General features: G+C 71.3%; 17 protein-coding genes. 9 read left to right on the top strand and 8 right to left on the bottom strand.

Going from position 1 to position 18,008, the window contains the following annotated elements:
• Positions 1 to 105: 105 nt before the first annotated feature.
• Entirely contained in the window at positions 106 to 1,161 is a 1,056-nt protein-coding gene (locus tag IEZ03_RS30445; RefSeq protein ID WP_184879669.1) for a CapA family protein, read from the bottom strand.
• Positions 1,162 to 1,490: 329 nt separating this feature from the next.
• Here IEZ03_RS30445 and IEZ03_RS30440 point away from each other — a divergent pair, with 329 nt between their 5' ends.
• Positions 1,491 to 3,026, top strand: a complete 1,536-nt coding sequence (locus IEZ03_RS30440; RefSeq protein WP_194506014.1) for an aminotransferase-like domain-containing protein — start codon at positions 1,491 to 1,493, stop codon at positions 3,024 to 3,026.
• 65 nt (positions 3,027 to 3,091) lie between these two features.
• Here IEZ03_RS30440 and IEZ03_RS30435 read toward each other — a convergent pair whose 3' ends face one another.
• Positions 3,092 to 3,655 (bottom strand): dihydrofolate reductase family protein, encoded by a 564-nt coding sequence (locus IEZ03_RS30435; RefSeq protein ID WP_184879665.1) that lies wholly within the window; start codon positions 3,653 to 3,655, stop codon positions 3,092 to 3,094.
• A gap of 236 nt (positions 3,656 to 3,891) precedes the next feature.
• Here IEZ03_RS30435 and IEZ03_RS38915 point away from each other — a divergent pair, with 236 nt between their 5' ends.
• The 5 genes from IEZ03_RS38915 to IEZ03_RS30410 all read left to right on the top strand — a co-directional run bounded on the left by IEZ03_RS38915 (position 3,892) and on the right by IEZ03_RS30410 (position 7,942).
• The gene (locus IEZ03_RS38915; protein ID WP_373293702.1) at positions 3,892 to 4,182 is read left to right on the top strand and encodes a PadR family transcriptional regulator; all 291 of its coding nucleotides are present in this window, start codon (positions 3,892 to 3,894) and stop codon (positions 4,180 to 4,182) included.
• A complete protein-coding gene (locus IEZ03_RS30425) occupies positions 4,145 to 4,495 on the top strand; it encodes an HD domain-containing protein (protein WP_221480534.1) in 351 nt (116 codons plus the stop codon). Before IEZ03_RS38915 ends, IEZ03_RS30425 begins: the two co-directional genes overlap by 38 nt.
• 43 nt (positions 4,496 to 4,538) lie before the next feature.
• On the top strand, positions 4,539 to 4,694 hold the full coding sequence (locus IEZ03_RS30420) for a hypothetical protein (protein WP_184879660.1): 156 nt from the start codon (positions 4,539 to 4,541) through the stop codon (positions 4,692 to 4,694).
• A 389-nt stretch (positions 4,695 to 5,083) separates the two neighbouring features.
• A complete protein-coding gene (locus IEZ03_RS30415) occupies positions 5,084 to 6,835 on the top strand; it encodes a phospholipase D family protein (protein WP_184879658.1) in 1,752 nt (583 codons plus the stop codon).
• Between the two features lie 360 nt (positions 6,836 to 7,195).
• A complete protein-coding gene (locus IEZ03_RS30410) occupies positions 7,196 to 7,942 on the top strand; it encodes a DUF4386 domain-containing protein (RefSeq protein WP_221480533.1) in 747 nt (248 codons plus the stop codon).
• A gap of 4 nt (positions 7,943 to 7,946) precedes the next feature.
• Here IEZ03_RS30410 and IEZ03_RS30405 read toward each other — a convergent pair whose 3' ends face one another.
• Complete coding sequence (locus IEZ03_RS30405; RefSeq protein ID WP_221480532.1) at positions 7,947 to 8,483, bottom strand: NAD(P)-dependent alcohol dehydrogenase; 537 nt, start codon at positions 8,481 to 8,483, stop codon at positions 7,947 to 7,949.
• A 75-nt stretch (positions 8,484 to 8,558) separates the two neighbouring features.
• Here IEZ03_RS30405 and IEZ03_RS30400 point away from each other — a divergent pair, with 75 nt between their 5' ends.
• Positions 8,559 to 9,557 (top strand): YxiH-YxzG fusion protein, encoded by a 999-nt coding sequence (locus IEZ03_RS30400; RefSeq protein ID WP_184879656.1) that lies wholly within the window; start codon positions 8,559 to 8,561, stop codon positions 9,555 to 9,557.
• A gap of 19 nt (positions 9,558 to 9,576) precedes the next feature.
• Here IEZ03_RS30400 and IEZ03_RS30395 read toward each other — a convergent pair whose 3' ends face one another.
• The 4 genes from IEZ03_RS30395 to IEZ03_RS30380 all read right to left on the bottom strand — a co-directional run bounded on the left by IEZ03_RS30395 (position 9,577) and on the right by IEZ03_RS30380 (position 12,612).
• On the bottom strand, positions 9,577 to 9,942 hold the full coding sequence (locus IEZ03_RS30395; RefSeq protein ID WP_184879654.1) for a GntR family transcriptional regulator: 366 nt from the start codon (positions 9,940 to 9,942) through the stop codon (positions 9,577 to 9,579).
• Positions 9,939 to 10,718: a hypothetical protein gene (locus IEZ03_RS30390; protein WP_184879651.1), complete on the bottom strand. Its 780-nt coding sequence runs from the start codon at positions 10,716 to 10,718 to the stop codon at positions 9,939 to 9,941. The genes IEZ03_RS30395 and IEZ03_RS30390 overlap by 4 nt, the downstream gene beginning before the upstream one ends.
• 62 nt (positions 10,719 to 10,780) lie before the next feature.
• A complete protein-coding gene (locus tag IEZ03_RS30385; RefSeq protein WP_184879649.1) occupies positions 10,781 to 11,740 on the bottom strand; it encodes an SDR family NAD(P)-dependent oxidoreductase in 960 nt (319 codons plus the stop codon).
• Positions 11,737 to 12,612: an NmrA family NAD(P)-binding protein gene (locus IEZ03_RS30380; RefSeq protein ID WP_184879646.1), complete on the bottom strand. Its 876-nt coding sequence runs from the start codon at positions 12,610 to 12,612 to the stop codon at positions 11,737 to 11,739. The genes IEZ03_RS30385 and IEZ03_RS30380 overlap by 4 nt, the downstream gene beginning before the upstream one ends.
• 110 nt (positions 12,613 to 12,722) lie before the next feature.
• Here IEZ03_RS30380 and IEZ03_RS30375 point away from each other — a divergent pair, with 110 nt between their 5' ends.
• The gene (locus IEZ03_RS30375; protein WP_184879643.1) at positions 12,723 to 13,685 is read left to right on the top strand and encodes an AraC family transcriptional regulator; all 963 of its coding nucleotides are present in this window, start codon (positions 12,723 to 12,725) and stop codon (positions 13,683 to 13,685) included.
• Positions 13,686 to 13,783: 98 nt separating this feature from the next.
• Here IEZ03_RS30375 and IEZ03_RS30370 read toward each other — a convergent pair whose 3' ends face one another.
• Positions 13,784 to 15,751, bottom strand: coding sequence for a DUF6461 domain-containing protein (locus tag IEZ03_RS30370; RefSeq protein ID WP_184879640.1), 1,968 nt, complete (start codon positions 15,749 to 15,751; stop codon positions 13,784 to 13,786).
• A gap of 399 nt (positions 15,752 to 16,150) precedes the next feature.
• Here IEZ03_RS30370 and IEZ03_RS30365 point away from each other — a divergent pair, with 399 nt between their 5' ends.
• The gene (locus tag IEZ03_RS30365) at positions 16,151 to 17,908 is read left to right on the top strand and encodes a hypothetical protein (protein ID WP_184879637.1); all 1,758 of its coding nucleotides are present in this window, start codon (positions 16,151 to 16,153) and stop codon (positions 17,906 to 17,908) included.
• The last annotated feature ends 100 nt before the right edge of the window (positions 17,909 to 18,008 follow it).

The following is an 18,008-nucleotide window of genomic DNA, read 5'->3' as shown; positions in this document are numbered from 1 at the left end:
CAATCAGCACGCTCTGAACAGAACACCGTGTGACGCCGGGGCGGCCGTCCGCCGTGCCCGACCCCCGGCGGGCACGGCGGGCACGGCGGGCACGGCGGACGAGGCTCAGCCCGTGACGTTCAGGCGGGCGCCGTCGAACGACACGACCGTGCCGAGCTGCGCAGACTCGCGGGCCAGCCGATCCGCTATGCGACGGGTGTCCGCGGGGCCGGGCAGGACCGGGAGCCCCTGGTCACTCGTCATGATCGGCACCAGCGACACGCGAGGCACGTCGCCGGCCAGGTCGGCGACCGTGACGAAGGCGTCCCTGCTGAACGCGTTGTAGATCGCTTCGATCTCCGGGGTGATGTTCTCTCTCGGCTGCTGGGCGACGAAGTTCCCCGGGCTGTACACGATGACCCTGTCCCGGTACACCTCCACGCCCTGCGGAGCGTGCACGTGGTGGCCGAGGACGATGTCGGCCCCAGCATCGACGAGCGCGTGCCCGAAGACCTGCTGGTACTCGGCACGCGCGCTTCCAAAGCCGAAACCCCAGTGGACGGTGACGACCAGGACGTCGACGCGTTCCCGCAGTTCCCGCACGCGGCCGATGACCCGCTCGTGGTCGGCCGGGCGCACCCGGGTGCGCACGACCGGGGGCACCCCCGGCTCCTCCAATTGAAACTCCCCGTTCACCACCCATTCGGTGTCCACGTGTACCGGTGAAATGCCCGGCTTGGCCGGGCCCGCCGCGGCTCCCAGCGGAAGCAGGCAGGACCAGGCGAGGATCCCGACGCGACGACCCGCGATCTCCAGGACGGCGGGCTCCTGGGCGGCCGCCAGATCCTCCCCCGCGCCGATCGGCGTCACCCCCGCCGAGCGCAACCTCCGCACGGTGTCTTGCAGGGCGTCCCAGCCGTAGTCAGAGCTGTGGTTGTTGGCGAGCGTCGCAACCCCCAGGTTGAAGGCGGCCAGCTCGTGGACGAGTTCCGGGCGCGCCCGGAAGTTGAGGATGCGGTCGGAGGGATGGCCCCGGTCGGAGAAGGGCAGTTCCACGCTCGACAGCACGCAAGAGGACGCTTCGAGCACCTCCTGAAGCGCCGCGAACCCGGCATCTGCGGGCATCTCGCTGAGAGACCTGGTGAGGACGATGTCCCCGGTGGCGGTCAGATGGGATTGCATGGGCGACGCCTCCTGTGCTGCGAACGGTCGCCGTACGGCCGCGCGCATCGTGGGGACGCGGTGGCGTCCGAGCCGACCGGGCAGGCGGCACGGCGGTGAGAACCGAGGTCACGGTGCCATGCTTGCATAACACCGTCAATACGTTTCGAGTACACCCACTCCGCGCACAGGCCCCTCTCGCTGCGCCAGCCGAACGAGCGCGAGCACCGCAGGTAAAAGGCCGGTAGTGCGAAAGGCCCTACGCCTACGGGCCTTGAGCAACCAGGGACCTCACTGGTGATTCGTCCTTACAACCGTGAGTGAGTGCGTACTGGTAGAATGTGTGCGTGATGCTTGAGGTGCAACAGCGGATAGCAGCCCTGCGCAACTCGTCAGGCAACGGGCGTCCGCTCTACGAGCGGGCCGCACACGAGATGGCCCAGGCGATCCGGACGGGTGAACTGCGTCCCGGCGAGCGGCTGCCGTCGGTCCGGCAACTGGCGACCGACCTCGGCCTCAGCGTCACGACCGTGATGAGCGTCTACACCCGGCTGGCCGAACTCGGACTGGTCCACGGGGAGGCCGGCCGCGGCACGTTCATCACCGAAACCCCGGAGATCGCGCAGGCGGCACCGACTCCCCGTGCGAGTGAGACCGTGCCGCCCGCCCGCGGCGGGAGTGCTTGGCGACGCCAGGTCCTCGCCCAGACCGAGGCGCGGCTGAAGCGCAGCCATCCCTCCGCGCGGGACCTCACGCGCGGAGGCCCGGACCCGTTGCTGTTGCCACTGGCCGTCGTCAAGCGCGCGTACGGGGACGTCGCCGCCCGGCTGCAGGCTCAGAACCTGGAGTACCCGGCGACGCTGAGCACCGAGCCGGAACTGGCCGAGGCGCTCGTCGGACGGCTCGCCGACGACGGGATCACCGCCGAGGCGGACGACCTGCTCATCGGCGGCTCCACACAGCAGTTCCTGGCGCTGCTGGCCGGGCTGCTGCAGCGGCGCTCCCCCGGCGAAACCGTCCTGGTCGGCGTCGAGGAGCCCGGTTACCAAACCGCCATGGACACCCTGGAGTTCCACGGGCTGAACCTGGTCCCCATGCCCTTGGACGGGGCCGGGGTGACCGTCGAGGGGCTGCGGGGCGCCATCGACGCGGGTGTCTCGGCCGTGCTGTTCACACCCCGCGCGCACAGCCCGACCGGCTGCTGCTGGACCGCCGAACGCAGACGCGCTCTGGCCGACGTCCTCACCCCCCACCCCGACGTATGGGTCATCGAGGACGACCAGTTCGCCGAGGCCGCGTCGTCCCGGGCGGGCTCGCTGTACACCGATCCCAGACTGCGGGAACGCGTCGTCTACCTCCGTTCCTTCTCCAAGTCCATCGCTCCCGACCTCCGCCTTTCGGCGGCCCTCGCCAGGCAGCCGATCCGGCATCCGCTCACGTTGGCCAAGTCCTTCGCCGACGGGTGGACGTCCCAGACCTCGCAACGCGTGCTGGCGGCGGCGCTGACCGACCCCGAGATCGACGACCTCCTGGCGACGGCCCGCACGGAGTACGCGCGCCGCCGGGCCGCCGTCCGCGAGGCCATCCGGCACACCGGCGCCTCCCGGGACATCGACCTTCTCGTCCCCGAACTCGACACCGACGGGCTGCACGTCTGGGTGACCCTGCCGGGCGGCTGCGACGCCGATCGGGTGGTCGAGGCCACGGCGCAACGAGGATTCCTGCTGGCGGCCGGACAGCCCTTTTTCCTGTCCCCCGGCAACCAGCGCCACCTGCGAATCAACGCGGGAGCACTGCCCGCCGGCCACGCCCCGCAACTTGCCGCGGCGATCTGCGAAGCCGCCGTAACACTGATGAGCCAGCCCACCGCCCTGCTCACTCCTTGAACCCGTCCGGCGATCCGAGAGCGAGGCCGGCCGGCAGCACACCGCAGTACCCAACGGCGAGGGGCTCAGCGCTTGGTTTCGTATCTGGTCAGGAGTACGCCGCCGGGGAAGGTCCGGGTTTCCGTGAGGGTGAGGTTCACCCAGTTGTCCAGGGCCGGGAAGCACGGGGTGCCGCCGCCCACCAGGACCGGGTGGGTGACGATCGCGTACTCGTCGATCAGGCCGGCCCGCATGGCCGCCGCGGCGAGTGTGGGGCCGCCGATGTCCATGGGGCCGCCGTCCTCGGCCTTGAGGCGGGTGATCTCGGTGACCGCGTCGCCGGTGACCAGGCGGGCGTTCCAGTCGACCGTGTCGATCTTGGAGGAGAACACCGCCTTGGGCATGTCCCGCCAGCGGCGGGCGAACTCCTTGTGCGCCGGCGTGGCTCCGGGCTGCTGGTCGGCGGTCGGCCAGTGGGAGCTCATCGTCTCCCACAGTCTGCGCCCGTACAGAGCCAGGCCGGTAGCCTCCACCCGGTCCGACCAGAACTGGAACAGCTCGTCGCTCGGCACGCCCCAGCCGAGGTCGTCGCCGGGCGCGGCGATGTAGCCGTCCAGGCTCAGGCTCATTCCGAAGGTCAGTTTCCGCATGGCGTCAGCCTCCTGTGAGTCGGTACTAGTCGGTATTCGGCGTACTGACCAGCACGGCGCGGAGAAATCATCGGTCAGCGCACGCCGAGGGCCGGTACACCACCACGCCTAGCGGACGCCCGTGTACGGAAGGGAACCCGTACGCGGCGTCCGGCGCCAGGACGTTCGGCCAGCGGCACCGATAGGGCCCCGGTTACGGCGAAGGTCGTCCGGCTTCATGGGCCTTTCGAGGCGGGTTGGGAGGAGGACCAGACGTAGGCCGGCCAGTCCGGCCCCGCGTCAGGCTTGAGTTGTGTGCGGAGACCGGGCAGCCCAGTGGCACCATCTATCCGATTCTGGCCCGGCTGGAGCGCTTTGGCCGGGTCGAGGGGCATAAGGAGTCTCCGGCCGAGCACCTGGCCGAGGGGCGGCGCGCCCGTTACTACTACACGCTCACCGACGAGGGTGCTGTGCGGGCGCGCGTTGCGCTTGAGCGGGCGCGGCGATCGCGTGGGCCGGGCGTCAAGCTTCGGACGGCGACCTCATGAGCGCCACCCTGGAGTCGTTGCTCGCCGAGCTGCCAGTAATCGAAGTGACAGGATCCGGCGCGCGTACGAGTTCGCCGACCGCTGCTACGCGGGCCGGTGCCGGAAGAGCGGCGATCCCTACATCACCCATCCGGTCGCGGTCGCGCAGATCGCCGCCGGCTCGGGTCTGGACGACGTGGTCGTCCGCGCCGCGCTGTTACACGACATCACCGAGGACACCGGACGCCTACGCGAGCAGTTCGGCGACGAGATCGCCGCCATGGTCGAGGGCATGATCGAGCTGGATCGCGACGAGGCGGCCATCGCCACCTAGCCGCTGGCTCCTGCGGACCGATCTGCGCACGTGGACGCCGCTCGTGTTCCTGGTCGGCTGGGTGGTCACGGAGACCGCCCGGACGAGCCTCGTTGAGGCGGTGGTCGTGCTGATCACTGTGCCGCCCGTCCTCCATGCCGGGGTCGCCTGGCTGCGAGCGGCACTCGGCCTCGACGGTGCGGACGGGACGTCCTCCTAGGAGGGGTGACCCAGGCGAAACACGGCCGCGTTCGCGGCGGGTGACTTCCCTGGCGGCGCGGCATCCACGTTTGGCCCGAGTGTCGCGCAAGCGGAGATCGCGGTGGGCGGGTGGTCTTGCGGTCAATTGATCCCTTTCGTAGCGGGTGATGTGACCATCTCGCGCACGTACGGGGGCGAGTGCCCGTTCTACGCCGCCCAAATTATCCGATATGCACCGCACTCAGCATGCATAGCGCATTCTGGTGGATTCGGCGTGTCAGTTGGCTGTCCAGAATCGGTCAGTGCTCGGCGTTAAGTGTTACCTCGTCGTCCATGGCGGATGGGTGTATTGCGGCCTTACCGTCAAGGCCGGTCCTTGACAGAAGGCCGGGAGAAGGGGGCACGGGGATGGATCCCACTACGAAGGCGCAGGCTCTGGTCGGCAAATATCTGGCCCGCGAGACGGACCGGGTTAAATGGAGCGATGGCGAGCGCGCGCCGCAGCAGGCGTTCGTCAGCGATCTTTCCGGTAACGCCGTCGACTACTACATCAACGGGACGGCGTACTTCAATGCGCTGGACGCCGAGATCGAGGCCCTGCTCACGTCCAAGGCGAAGGGCCGGTACCTGTACTTGTCCGCTTGGTGGCTCGGCCTGGCCAAGCTCTCGGCCGATACCGAGGTCCAGCCGCTCGGGGAGTTCGGCACCACCCTGGTCCAGAACTTCCCCTTCCTGAAGGACCTGACCAAGGCGGCGAAGATCGGCCGGGACTTTCCCGCGCTGACGCTTCCGAGCGGCAAGTTGCTGGCCAGGCGACTGGAGGATCTGTACCACTCCGGTGCCGACGTACGGATCCTCGCCTGGGTATCGCCGTTCGCGGCCAGGTTCCCGATTCCTCAGCTTGGCGGTATCCGCTTGCTGAACGTGCAGACGCTGCTCAGCGTCGCGGAGATGCGCAGCCGGTTCGGGGAGAAAGGGGCCGGCAATGTGATGGTCAACCTGGCCGCGCACCCGATGGGTGCGACGCACTGCAAGCTGGTGGTGGCCGGGGATCACAAGTCCACTCGCGCCTTCACGGGCGGCATAGACCCGGTGATTAACCGGATGGACCTGTCCTGGCACGATCTCGCGGTGCGGGTCACGGGGCCCTCCGCGGCCGCGATCCATCGGTTCTTCCAGCAATTGTGGGAAGAGAACCTCAAGCGTCCGGCCGAGAGCTTTGTGATCGACGGGCTGGCGATCGAATCGCGGCTCAAGACGGCTGTGGAGATCCCCGACCCGCCGGAGCCGCCGCGGGGTGATGGGCACGGATCGTATGTCCAGGTGCTCCGGACCGTCCCGCAGATGCGGTTCTCCGCGTCCGGTCCCGAGTGGCTGTACGAGAAGAATTCAGCGATACGGGCCCTCATCACCGCGGGTGCCGGCTTCAAGAAGGCGCCGATCAGTTTCGCGCCCGAGGGCATCTTCGAATTCAAGGTCGCACTGGAGAAGGCGATCAGCCGGGCGGAGAAGTACATCTTCATCGCGGACCAGGCCTTCAGCAGCCAGGAGATCATGGGCTGGATCAACGCCCGGCTGCTGGCCAAGCCGGATCTCAAGGTGATCCTGCTGCACGGCGGCGATCCCGCCGATCCGCCGAGCGGGGATCTGGCCGAAGCGGTCAACAACTACCTGATCCCGCACGTGCCGCCGCTTCTCCTGGGCAGTTCCAGTGGCCTGGACGGCCTGGAGTTCTATGGCTGGACCGACACCACCGTGCACTGCAAGGTGACGATCATCGATGACGTCTTCTGCATCGTGGGATCGGCCAACGCGATGCGTCGCAGTCTCTACACCGACACTGAACTGTCCGTGGCGATCCTGGACGCCACCGGCACCGGCGTCGTCCGCAACCTGCGCCGCGACCTGTGGGCCAAGTACTGCGGGATGTCTCTGCCCTCGGAAATGACGCTCATCAGTGCCCCGCAGACGGGCTACGACGACCTCCTCGACATCGACAAGGCGCTGTCCCTGTGGTGTTCGGGTTGGGGCGGCGGGCTCCCACCGGGGACGAAACTGCTGCCTGCGATCAAGGGCTTCTCACTGCCGATGGCCGCGACCACCGCCTACTCCCAGAAGCTCCATGACCAGCAGGACGCCGACTCCCGAAAGACCTTCTGAGGACATTCAGAAGGCGGCACGTCGGCGAGGCGGAGTCCGGGACCACGTCGCCGGGCTGACGGCCGGGCAGGACCTGTCCGAGTGCAGGACGCAACTCGCGGGGCCCGCACCGGGACCCCCGGCGGCGTCGGGCCGGGACGCATTCCGCAGCGCTGGCTGGCTCCGGGGGGTGAACTCGTCACCTATGTCCTGACCATCGGCGAGATGCGGCGCCGGCTCGTACCTGCGCGTGGTTGGTCCCGTGGCTACCGGCGAGGCTTGATCTGGCCATCGGCGGGTGGGGACAGGGCCCTTTTCCGCGTGATTATCTACGACTGTCCCGGCAGTCGGGCGGGGCGGATCGAAGCCTTGGAGAGTCGCGTGGACACGATCGAAGCCCGGGTGCCGGAAAGACCGGTGGACGCCGTTCAGCGGACCGCGAGGATCGCCGGTGTCTGGTTCATCCTCACCTTCGTCTTCTCGATCCCGGCGGTGTTGCTGTACGACCCGGTCCTCAATGACGCGGACTACATCCTGGGCGCGGGCGCGGACACGCAGGTGCGTATCGGAGCCCTCCTTGAGATCCTGACCGCCGTCGCGAACATCGCCACCGCGGTCGTGCTGTTCCCCGTCCTGAAGCGGCAGAGCGAAAGCATCGCCCTCGGCTACGTCGGCCTGCGGATCGTCGAATCGACCGTCATCGTGGTCGGGATCGTCAGCGTGCTCGCCGTCGTGTCGTTGCGGCAGGACCTGGCGGGCGGCGGAGCCGACGCCGCCCTGATCGGGCAGTCGCTCGTGGCGTTGCGGGACCAGACGTTCCTGCTCGGTCCGGCGTTCTGCGCGGGCTTCGGCAACGGGCTGCTGCTGGGCTACCTGATGTACCGGTCGGGTCTGGTGCCACGCCCCATGGCGCTCATCGGGCTCATCGGAGGGCCCATCGCCTGCGCCACCGCGACCGCTGTCCTTTGCGGCGCCTACGAGCAGCAGTCCCCAGTGAATTTCCTGTTCACGGCGCCGGAAATCGTCTGGGAGGCGTCACTGGGCATCTGGCTCGTCGCCAAGGGCTTTCGCTCCGTCCCCATCATCGCGGGAACAGCCCCGGCCGCACAGGAGCCTGGTAACGCGTGACCCCTCACGCTGAGATGGTTATGGCCAATTTGCCGGTGGGGTGGCCGGCTCTCAGAGCGTTGAGGGCGTCGGGGGTCTCGGCCATGGGGTAGGTGCGGTCGAGGGCCGGGGCGACGGCGCCGGAGTCGATGAGGTCGGTCAAGGTGCGCAGGTCGTCGGCGGACTCGGTGGAGATGAGGCCGGTCAGGCGATGGCGGACGAAGGGTGACAGCAGCACCGCCCTGATCGTGCGGTCGAAGCCTTGGAGTACGCGCCCCTCCCCGGGGCCGCCGACGATGACGAGCGTGCCGCGAGGTGTGAGGGCGCGGCGCAGCCGTTTCAGGGGGCGGTTCCCGGCGGTGTCGAGGATAAGGTCGTACCGGCCGGTGCCGGTGGTGAAGTCCTCCCGGGTGCGGTCGATGACGTGGTCGGCGCCGAGGGAGCGGACCAGGTCGGTCTTCGCGGTGCGGCACACGCCGGTGACCTCGGCGTCGTAGGTCTTGGCGAGCTGGACGGCGAAGCTGCCCACACCGCCGCCGGCGCCCGTGACGAAGACCCGCAAGATTGTTGACCCCCACCCCGAGCGCGGCGCCTGAAATCGGTGGCATCATCCGGATCGCGGTGGTGGAGTAATGGGGTGAAGATCAAGCGCAAGCGGTGGTCCACGGGGCGGGGGACGCCCCTGCCCGTACGCCACCACGCACGCATCGAGGCGGCCCAGCGCGGAGATGCGCGGGTGAGCGCCTCGGTCGGTCCCGGCGGCGAGGTCATCGCGCTGTGGACGGCCGCCGCCGATGAGGGGGCCGTAACGGCGAAGACGCAGGCGAGCGGGGCCGTCTTCCCGAATCCTCGCGCCACCCGCCCGGTGACCGCCCGGGTGACGGTGCACTCGCCAGAGCTGTCCGGCGTGACGACGATCCACGACTTCCCGCTCGCGTACCCGGCCGTCCAGCCGCTGCCGGACGGCCGGATCCTGGCCGTGGGCACCAGGGCCCGCTGGCACCCGGACGGCCCCGACCGCAACGCGATCGTCTACTCCGCCGACGGTGCCGCGCTGGCCGCCGAGACGCTCGGCGACGGCATCGAGCACGTCTTCACCACCGGCACCGGCCACGTCTGGGTCGGCTACTTCGACGAGGGCGTCTACGGCAACTTCGGCTGGGGCCACCGCGGCAGCCCGGAGCCGATCGGCGCCTGCGGGCTCGCACGCTTCTCCCCCGACCTGGAGGCCGACTGGCGCTTCCCCTCCAGCGACAACCCGTGGGGTGTGATCGACGACTGCTACGCGCTCAACGTCGACGCCGAGACCGCCTGGACGTGCTACTACTCCGATTTCCCCGTCGTCCGCGTCCGCGAAGGGGCCCTCACCGGCTGGCACGGTGACGGCACCGCCGCAAGCGCGCTCATCACCGACGGCTCACGCATCGCGCTGTACGGCGGATACGGCTCCGACGGCAACCGCCTGGTCACCGGACGGCTGGCCGACTCCCGGATGCGGCGCACCGGCCAGTACCGGCTCGTACTCCCCAACGGGCGAAGCCTTCCCGAGGACGCGCGCGCCATCGGACGCGGTCCCGACCTGCACATCATCACGTCCGACAACTGGTACCGGCTCGACCTCCACGACGTACCGTGACGCCGCTGGACGCGACGGCTCATGGCCTTGAAGCCTGGCCCAGTGCCGCCTCGACGATACGGATCGCCTCGGCGGGGTCGAGGCCCACGCCGGCGATGACCGCCGCGTAGTCGCGGGCGGCGCGGTGGGCCTGCTCGCGGGCGTGCTCGCCGGCGGCGGAGACGAAGGAGCCGGCCCGCCCGCGGGTCTCGATCAGTCCGGCCACCTCCAGTTCCCGGTAGGCCCGGCCGACGGTGTTCACGGCGAGGCCGAGGTCGGCGGCGAGGCGGCGGATCGGCGGCAGTCTCGTGCCGACGGCCAGCGTGCGGTCCTGGATCTGCCTGGCGAGCTGGGCCCGGAGCTGCTCGTAGGGCGGCGTCGGCGAGGCGGCGTCGATGACGATCATCGGGTGGCCATGGCCCGCCGCGCCGCCGTCGCGACACCGGCGGCGCGGTGATGGACCAGCGAGAGCGCGATGACGCCCGCCACCACGAGCGCCACCGAGGCCGCGTTCCACCAGCCCAGCGACTCCCCGTACAGGAAGATGGCGGGCAGCGACCACACCAGCGACGGTGTGACGAGGGCGCGGGCGTCCTCGACCCGCATGATGACATCGGCCGTGAGCGACGCCTCGTCCTCCGCCACGGCCGGGCTCGCCAGCACCTGGCGCACTTGCAGGACGATGCCGGTACCGGCGCCCGCCAGGCCGATCAGCACGACGGTCGCCCCGTACCGCAGGCCGGGGTCCGAGACCGGCAGGACGCTCACCGCCAGCAGCATCGCGGCGGCGAAGGTGGCGGCCGTGAACAGGGCGTAGGGCCTGCCCAGTACCGCCTGCCAGCCGAGCCGGACCGGCAGGGCCACCCGTCTGGGCAGCCGCGCGCCGGCCCGCTGGTCGGCCCGCCGCACCCACGCGGCGAGTAGCCACTGCGCCCCCAGGAGCCCGGCGACCAGCGCCGCCAGCACCAGCAGCGGCGGCCATGAGGACGTGGCGCCGGCGCCCAGTGCCAGCACGTGCGTGAGGGCCGCGCCGAGCAGGAATCCGGCCAGCAGGAGGCTGTCGAAGAGCTTGGCCCGCCGCCGCACCGCCAGCCGCGCCGCGAGCAGGGGGGACGGCTCGGTCTCGGCCAGGCCGTGCCGGGCCAGCCACCGCCCGGCCTCCGCGCGGTCCGCCTCGTGCATCCCGCCACCTCCGAATGTCGCAAGCTTTGTCTTAATAAGATGAGTCAAAGCTTGCGACAATGTCAACCCTCGATCGAGCAGCCGACGAGCCGGGCGCTGTCGTCCCACAGCGCGCGGGCCAGTTCGTCGCTGCGCGCGAGGGTCGAGGGCGCGGTCCAGGTGAGCCGACCCCGTCTCAGGGCGGCGTACGACTCTCCCCGCGGGGGCGGCGTGCATCGGCCGAGGGTCAGGTCGGTAAGGGCTTCACCCGCGGCGACTTGGCTGTTGAGCGTGGGGCTCAGCCTGCGCAGCGGCGCTCCCAGGACCGGGGTGCCCAGCAGCGACCAGGCCGTCCGCATGGGCAGCGGCAGGTGGTCCGCCAGTCCCGTGCCGAACACCTGGCCGGGGTCGTAGGCGATCACGGTGAGGCCCGGGCGCCCGGTGTCGGGGTGTCCGGCCAGTGCCCGTGCGGTGAGGACGGAGCACAGCTTCGACGCGGTGTAGGCGTGCTGGCCCGCCGTGCGCGCCCGGGGGTCCAGGTCGGGGTCCCGGTCGGGGTGCGCCAGCAGCTCGGCGTCGGCGTGGCGAGGGGTGGCGAGCCCGGCTCCGGTGGCGGGATCGTGCGTGCCGCTGGTCGTCAGGACGACGGTCGCGCGGTCCGCGAGGGCGGGTGACAGCAGGCGCAGCAGCAGGTAGTGCCCGAGGTGGTTGACGGCGAACGTCGTCTCGAAGCCGTCGGCGGTCCGGCCGGTGACGTCCGGGTGGATGACGCCGGCGTTGAGCACGAGCGCGTCGATGCCGGCGCCGCCGAGTCGTTCCCGGACCGCTGCCGCGAACGCGCGTACCGAGTCGAGGGACGTCAGGTCGAGCGGGATCGGCTCGCCGGACGGTGCCGCCCGGCGAGCCCCCAGGATCAGGCGGGTGTCGCCGTTGCGGGTCAGCCGCTCGGCTGTGATCGCCCCGAACCCGGATGTTCCGCCCGTCATCACGATCGTGGACTCGCCGCCGGCTCCGGAACCGGGGGCGGGGGCCGGCGGACTCATGCCGCGGGCGTTCCGGTGACGGCCCCGACGACGTGGCGCAGCGTCTCGTCGATCTCCGTGCTCACCGCCAGCCGGCGGTCTCCGCGGGGGTGGAACAGGCCGCGCTGTTCCGCGGCGTACAGCGCCGCGAGTTCGTCCGCGAACGACGCGGGGACTCCGGCTTGGAGCATCGCGTCGAGCCAGCCGGCCTGGGGGATGGTGACCACCTGGAGCGGCTTGCCGAGCACGGCCGCCAGCCGCTCGGCGACCTCCCGTTCGGTGTACTCGGGGGGCAGCAGGTCGACGGTCTCGCTGGCCGGCGGCGGCGCCAGGAGTGCCGCGGCGGCGGCCTTCCCGATGTCGCGGGTGGCGATCATCGGGGTGCGGACGTCGGCGTCCTCGCCGAAGACGGGGTAGATCCCGCCGTCCAGCGCGGCCGGGAGCACCGTCTCGACCTTCTCCTGGAAGTGCGGGGGACGGAGCGCGGTCAGCCGCACGCCGGTCCGGCGCAGCCGGTCCTCGAGATGGTGCAGCCAGCGGACCGGCCCGGTGCCCTCGGCCAGGTCGGCGCCGATCGAGGACAGCACGACCGCATGGCCGACACCGCTGTCGCCGACCGCGCCGGCGATCGAATCGGCCAGCCCCCGGTGCCCGGCGTCTCCGGCGGCCGGGACGGTGGGCAGCATGACGAACGCCCCGGCACTGCCCCGCAGCGCCTCGGCCAGTGCCGCTCGGTCGCCGAAGTCGGCGACCACGGCCTGCGCTCCCCGCTGCTCCCAGGCCGACGCTTTGGCCGCGTCCCGGACCACGGCCCGTACCGGCGCGCCTTGATCGAGCAGTTCCTGGGCGGTGACCGATCCGACATGCCCGGTGACTCCGGTGATGGTGTACATGGTGTCCTCCCGTGCTCGGTTGCTCTTCCTCTCTTCAGCCAAGCGGCACCGGGTGAGGCGATACATATTTGAAAAGCGCGCTTCCATGTCTGTGCGTCTACGATGAGGCCGTGGACCCCTTGAGCGACCTCCTGGAGGGCGTCCGCGCGCGGACGGCAGCCTTCTGCCAGGCGATCCTGAACCCGCCGTGGGCTCTGCGCATCGCCGACGGTGCCGCCCTAGCCCTGGCCACCACGTTGCGCGGGCACGCCTGGATCGTGCCGGACCACGGTGAACCGACGCTGATGCACACCGGGGACGTGGCCATCATCAAGGGCCCGCACCCCTACAACGTCAGTGACGATCCGGCCACCGTCCCCGACGTCATCGTCCACCACGACAACCGCCTGACCAGCGTGGACGGCACCGACATCACCGAAGCCGTGCGGCTCGGGCCGCGGACCAGCGGATTCACCCGCGACGGCTCCGCGATCGTCGCCAGCGGCACGTATCAGATCGGCAGCGACGTCACCGACCGGCTCCTCAACGCCTTGCCCGACATCGTGCTGGTACCTGCCGCCGAGGCCCAGAACCCGGTGATGACCTTGCTGGCGCAGGAGGTGGGCCGCGACGGCCCGGCGCAGGACATCGTGCTCGCACGGCTGCTCGACATCGCACTCGTCACCACGTTGAGCGCCTGGTTCGCCCGCCCGGACGCGCAGGCCCCCGGCTGGTACCGCGCGCAGAGCGACCCGCAGGCCGGCCCCGCGCTGCGCCTGATGCACGACGACCCGGCCCACCCCTGGAGCGTCGCCGAACTCGCCGCGAAGGTCGGCTGCTCACGGGCCGCCCTCGCACGCCGCTTCACCGCACTGGTCGGCGAGCCCCCCATCGCCTACCTGACCCACTGGCGGATGGCGCTCGCCGCCGACCTGCTCCGGACGTCCGACCTCACCATCGAGACGATCGCCCACCGAGTCGGCTACGCCAACGCCTTCGCCCTGAGCGTCGCCTTCAAACGCACCCGCGGCCTCTCCCCCAAGCAGTACCGCACCGGCGACCGGCTCGATGCGCTGAGCATCGTCGGCGAGTGATTCCATGGCCCGGGCCGCCTCGATGATCCGGACCCTTGGTCGGCGGGCGGGGGGAGTGGACCCCCGGGTGGCCCGTCGGTTCGGCGGCGCGGAGGGCGTCATGGTGTGCCGAGCTCGGTGATCCTGGCCTGGACGCCGCTGATCAGGTTCGCCGCGTGCGGGCCGGCGGCGTAGCGGGCGGCGTCGATGGCGTCGGTGGCCGCGGCGAGCGGGTCGGGGTTGGTCGCGCGGTGCAGGGCGAACCAGACCCACCGATGTTCACCGTCGCCGAGCTGGGACCGGCGGGCGCGCAGGTGCGCGGGCGGGGTCAGGGCGCGGGCGGCGACGCTCGCGGTGATGTCGGGGTCCTCGGCGAGTCCCGCGTAACGCGCCGCCTGTGCCGCGGCCCACCAGGCCAGGTCCCGCAGCGCAGGTTCGGTCAGCCCGGTCGGCGCCTCTGGTTGGCCGCCCGGCCGCGGGTGGTACGGGTGCAGCGCGGGCAGGTCTGGCACGATCCGGAACGCGATGTCGGCCGCCTCGATTCGGGCCAGGTCGGCGGCGGTGAAGCCGTGACCGGTGAAGCGCTCCACCGCGAGCGCGCCCATCATGTACTTGCGGCGGTGGTGGTCGGCGAAGTCGAGGTCGGCGAGCGCCGGGGCGATCTCCGGTGGCGCGTCGAGGTCGCCGAACGGTTCCTCCGCCCACAGCACTTCGCCGTGCTCGGCGAACGAGAGCCGGGTCAGCGCGTTGACGTTCCAGTACATGCTGGCGGCCCGTCCACCGGCGGAGGCCCTGGTCAGCACGGGCTCCTTGGAGCCCTGCCAGCCGTTGTACTCGACGGCGAGGACGGCGCCTCCTAGGTCGAGCACCGCAACCCAGGGATCGATCGACTGGTTGCGCAGCATGTCCTCGCCGATCGCCAGCAGCGACTCGGGACGGGCCGGGTCCGCGTTGAACGCGCGCAGCACGTCCGTGACCTCCGCCCCCGTCACCACCGTGACCGTCGCCGCCTCGGACAGGGTGCTGTGCCGCAGCCACCGGTAGCCGGCTTCGGGCGGTTCGGGCCGCGCCGGCTCCGGCTCGCCGCGCAGGCGGTGGCCGAGCCGGTCGGCGCGGGCGTGCACGATCTCGGGCGCGGCGGGCGCCGCCCACACCACCAACTCGTGGTACTCGGTTCCTTCGGCGTCGTCTCGGCCGCGCGCCTGGACCCGCAACCGGTAGTCGCCCGGCCAGGGCGGGGTGCACCTGCGGAGCTGGGACTCCACCGCCCCTGCCCCGACCACCGAGGCGCCGCCGGTGGCCGCCCGCCAGCTGACCTCGACGATCTCCTCCCAGCCGGTCGCGACGTCCGGCGGCGGTCCGTCCAGGACGGTCATCACCATGCGGACGTGGCCGGTCTCGGTGCCGGTGCGGATCACCGCGCCGCCCGGAACCACGGCGACCAGGCCGTTGCCGGTGAAGTCGGCGTCGGGGACGGGGCCGTCCTCCTCCAGCAGCGCGAACCGGTGCCCCGACACCGCTACCTGCCCGCTGGACCGGAGAGGCAGCAGGTACTCCTCCCGAACCTTGGCGAGTATCGCGGTGGCGTAGCCGGACGGCATCGGGGTCTCATGGAGCAGCAGAACCGCGGTGCCGAAGGCGACGCCGAGCAGTGCCGGTGGGCCGGCCGCCCAGGACTGGACGTCCACCCCGCGCAGGACGGCGGCGGCGGTCGACACGGCCAGCGCCAGCCGCGCCGCGCCGTGCGCCGCGGCCACCCCGAGCTCGTCGGTGATCTCGGGATCGACCGCGAGCAGCGGGGCCACGCGCGGGTGGGCCGCCAGCCGGCCGGCCAGCGCGGCGACCAGCGGCACCGCGCCAGGCCGGATGCGGTCCAGCATGGCCGCCCCGCTGATCGCCTCGCTCACCCCGTCCATGATCGCCACGCCGAAACCGCCGGTGAACGGCTCGCCCAGGAAACCGGTCAAATCCGGAACACCGGCCAGGTCCAGCTCCGGCACGGTCAGTTCCAGCGCGCCGAGCAGGCGTTCGACCAGCAACGACGGAAGCGAGGCGAGCGCCTCCCGCACCGGCGAATCGTCGGCCACGGGCCCTCCGCCGAAATGGAACCCTGCCGCGGCCCGGTGCCGGACGCCCGATCCGCGGACGGGCCACGTGCCGTCGGCTGTGGCACGCAACCGACCGAGCTCAGCCGCCGGCGCCTGCGGAACGCGGGCGATGACCAGGGGAATCGCCGCGGCGACCGGCCCGGCCAGCTCATCCAGAACCGCATCGGAAATCTCGACCACAGCACTCCCGCCGTCGGCACGTCCAAGACGGCCGAGACTGTAGCCGTCCCATGCGACAAAGCGGTTCAGTGCGGGGCGACGACAACCTTGCCCGGTGCCCCTCTCGGACGCGGGCGAGAGCTTTCTGGCACCTGTAGGCGCGGGGCTAATGCGTCTGTTGTCACAGACAGGGATGGGTTGTGGGCGCACGGTGGGTTGGTGCGGAATCTGACGCGGCAGGAGCGGAGACTGCGTGAGGCTTCCCGGACCGGGCGCAGGCTCGTGCTGGGCGGCGAGAGCGCGGAGCACGGCGCCGGCTGGGGAGCGGACCGGGTGATCCGCGCCGAGGTGATCCGGGACCTGCTGGTCGGGACGCCGGCCGGCGCGGACGGCGGGGTGTCCGCGCTGCGGCTGGTCGGCGCGCGGATCACCGGGCGGCTCGACCTGCGGTTCGCCACCGTGGGACGTCCGCTGAGCCTGCGGTCCTGCTACTTCGACTCCAAGCTCGACCTGCACGGCGTGAAGTGCCGGGAGATCGACCTGACCGCCTCGCATCTGCCCGGCGGGCTGCGGCTGTCGACCGCCGAGATCGACGGGCACCTGCTGCTGGAGGAGACCTGGATCGACAAGTCGGTCCGGATGATCGCCACGCATGTCGCCGGGGCGCTGTTCCTGAACGGCGCGCGGCTGCGGGGCGGCGAGACCCGCTCGACCGCGCCGGCGCTCGAGGCCGACATGCTCCGGCTGGACGCGGACCTGCTGTGCAAGGACGGCTTCCAGGCCCACGGCGAGATCCGGCTGCCCGGGGCCGCCATCGGCGACACGATCAACCTCGACGACGCGCGCCTGCTCAACGACGACCGGTGCGCGCTCAACCTCGCCCGCGTGACGGTCGGCGGCGACCTGCTGTGCCGGAACTCGTTCGAGGCGAAGGGCGAGGTCAACCTCGAAGGCGCGCAGGTCCAGGGGCGGCTCTGCATGGAAGGCGCCCGGATCCGGCGGCCCGGCGAGCAGGCCCTGGCCGGCGACCGGCTGGTCGTGCGCGGTGAGCTGCGGCTCGCCCGGCTCCGGACCGAGGGCGGCGTGCGCCTGCTCAACGCCCAGGTCAGCGGGCCCGTCACCCTGGACACGGCCGAGATCCGCAACCCGGGCGGGGTGGCCGTGCACGCCAGCGGCCTGACCGCCGACGGGATGTACTGCCGCATGGGGTTCACGAGCGAGGGCGAGATCCGGCTGTCCGGGGCGCGCATCACCGGGCCGCTCGACTTCCGCGGGGCGCTGCTGGACGACGGCGGCGAGCTGAGCCTGGGCTGCTGGTACGTGACGGCCCGCGAGCTGATCCTGCTCCTCGGCCGGCCGGTCCGCGGCCGCATCGACCTGCGGTACGCCGAGCTGGGCCTGCTCAACTTCTCCCCGGAGGCGCTGCCCGCCCAGTTGCGGCTGGACGGGCTGTCCTACAACGCGATCGCGCCCGCCGGCGACGTCCGGGACGGCCTGCGCCTGCTCGCCCTCGCGCCGACGGGGTTCCGGCCGCAGCCGTACGAGCAGCTCGCCAAGACGTACCGGCTGATGGGCCACGACGGGCACGCCCGCGCGGTGCTGCTCGCCAAGGAGCGGCACCGCCGCTCGGGGCTGTCGCGTCCGGTCAAGCTGTGGGGGCATCTGCAGGACGCGGTCATCGGCTACGGCTACAAACCCGTCCGCGCCGCGGCCTGGCTCGCCGCCCTGGTCGTCGCCGGGACGGTGCTGTTCCAGATCTCGCCGCCGCAGGCGGTCGGCTCGGGACGCGCTCCGGCGTTCAGCGCGTTCGTCTACACCGTCGACCTGATGGTGCCGCTCATCGACTTCGGGCAGCGCAAGGCGTACCTGCCGCCGAACGGCTGGCAGCAGGCGCTCACCTATCTGCTGGTCGCGCTCGGCTGGATCCTGGCCACGACCATCGCCGCCGGGCTGACCCGCGTCCTGCGCCGCCAATGACCTCGGCGCAACGCGGGACGGGCGGCGGTGGGCGGTCGGTTGGGGGCGGGTATAGCGGGTACGGCTGCCTGAAATGACGTCTATCACCTGGTCAGGGGGG

The organism is Actinomadura livida, assembly GCF_014648675.1.
Lineage (GTDB): Bacteria > Actinomycetota > Actinomycetes > Streptosporangiales > Streptosporangiaceae > Spirillospora > Spirillospora livida.
This window is presented reverse-complemented; position numbering and strand designations above follow the sequence as displayed.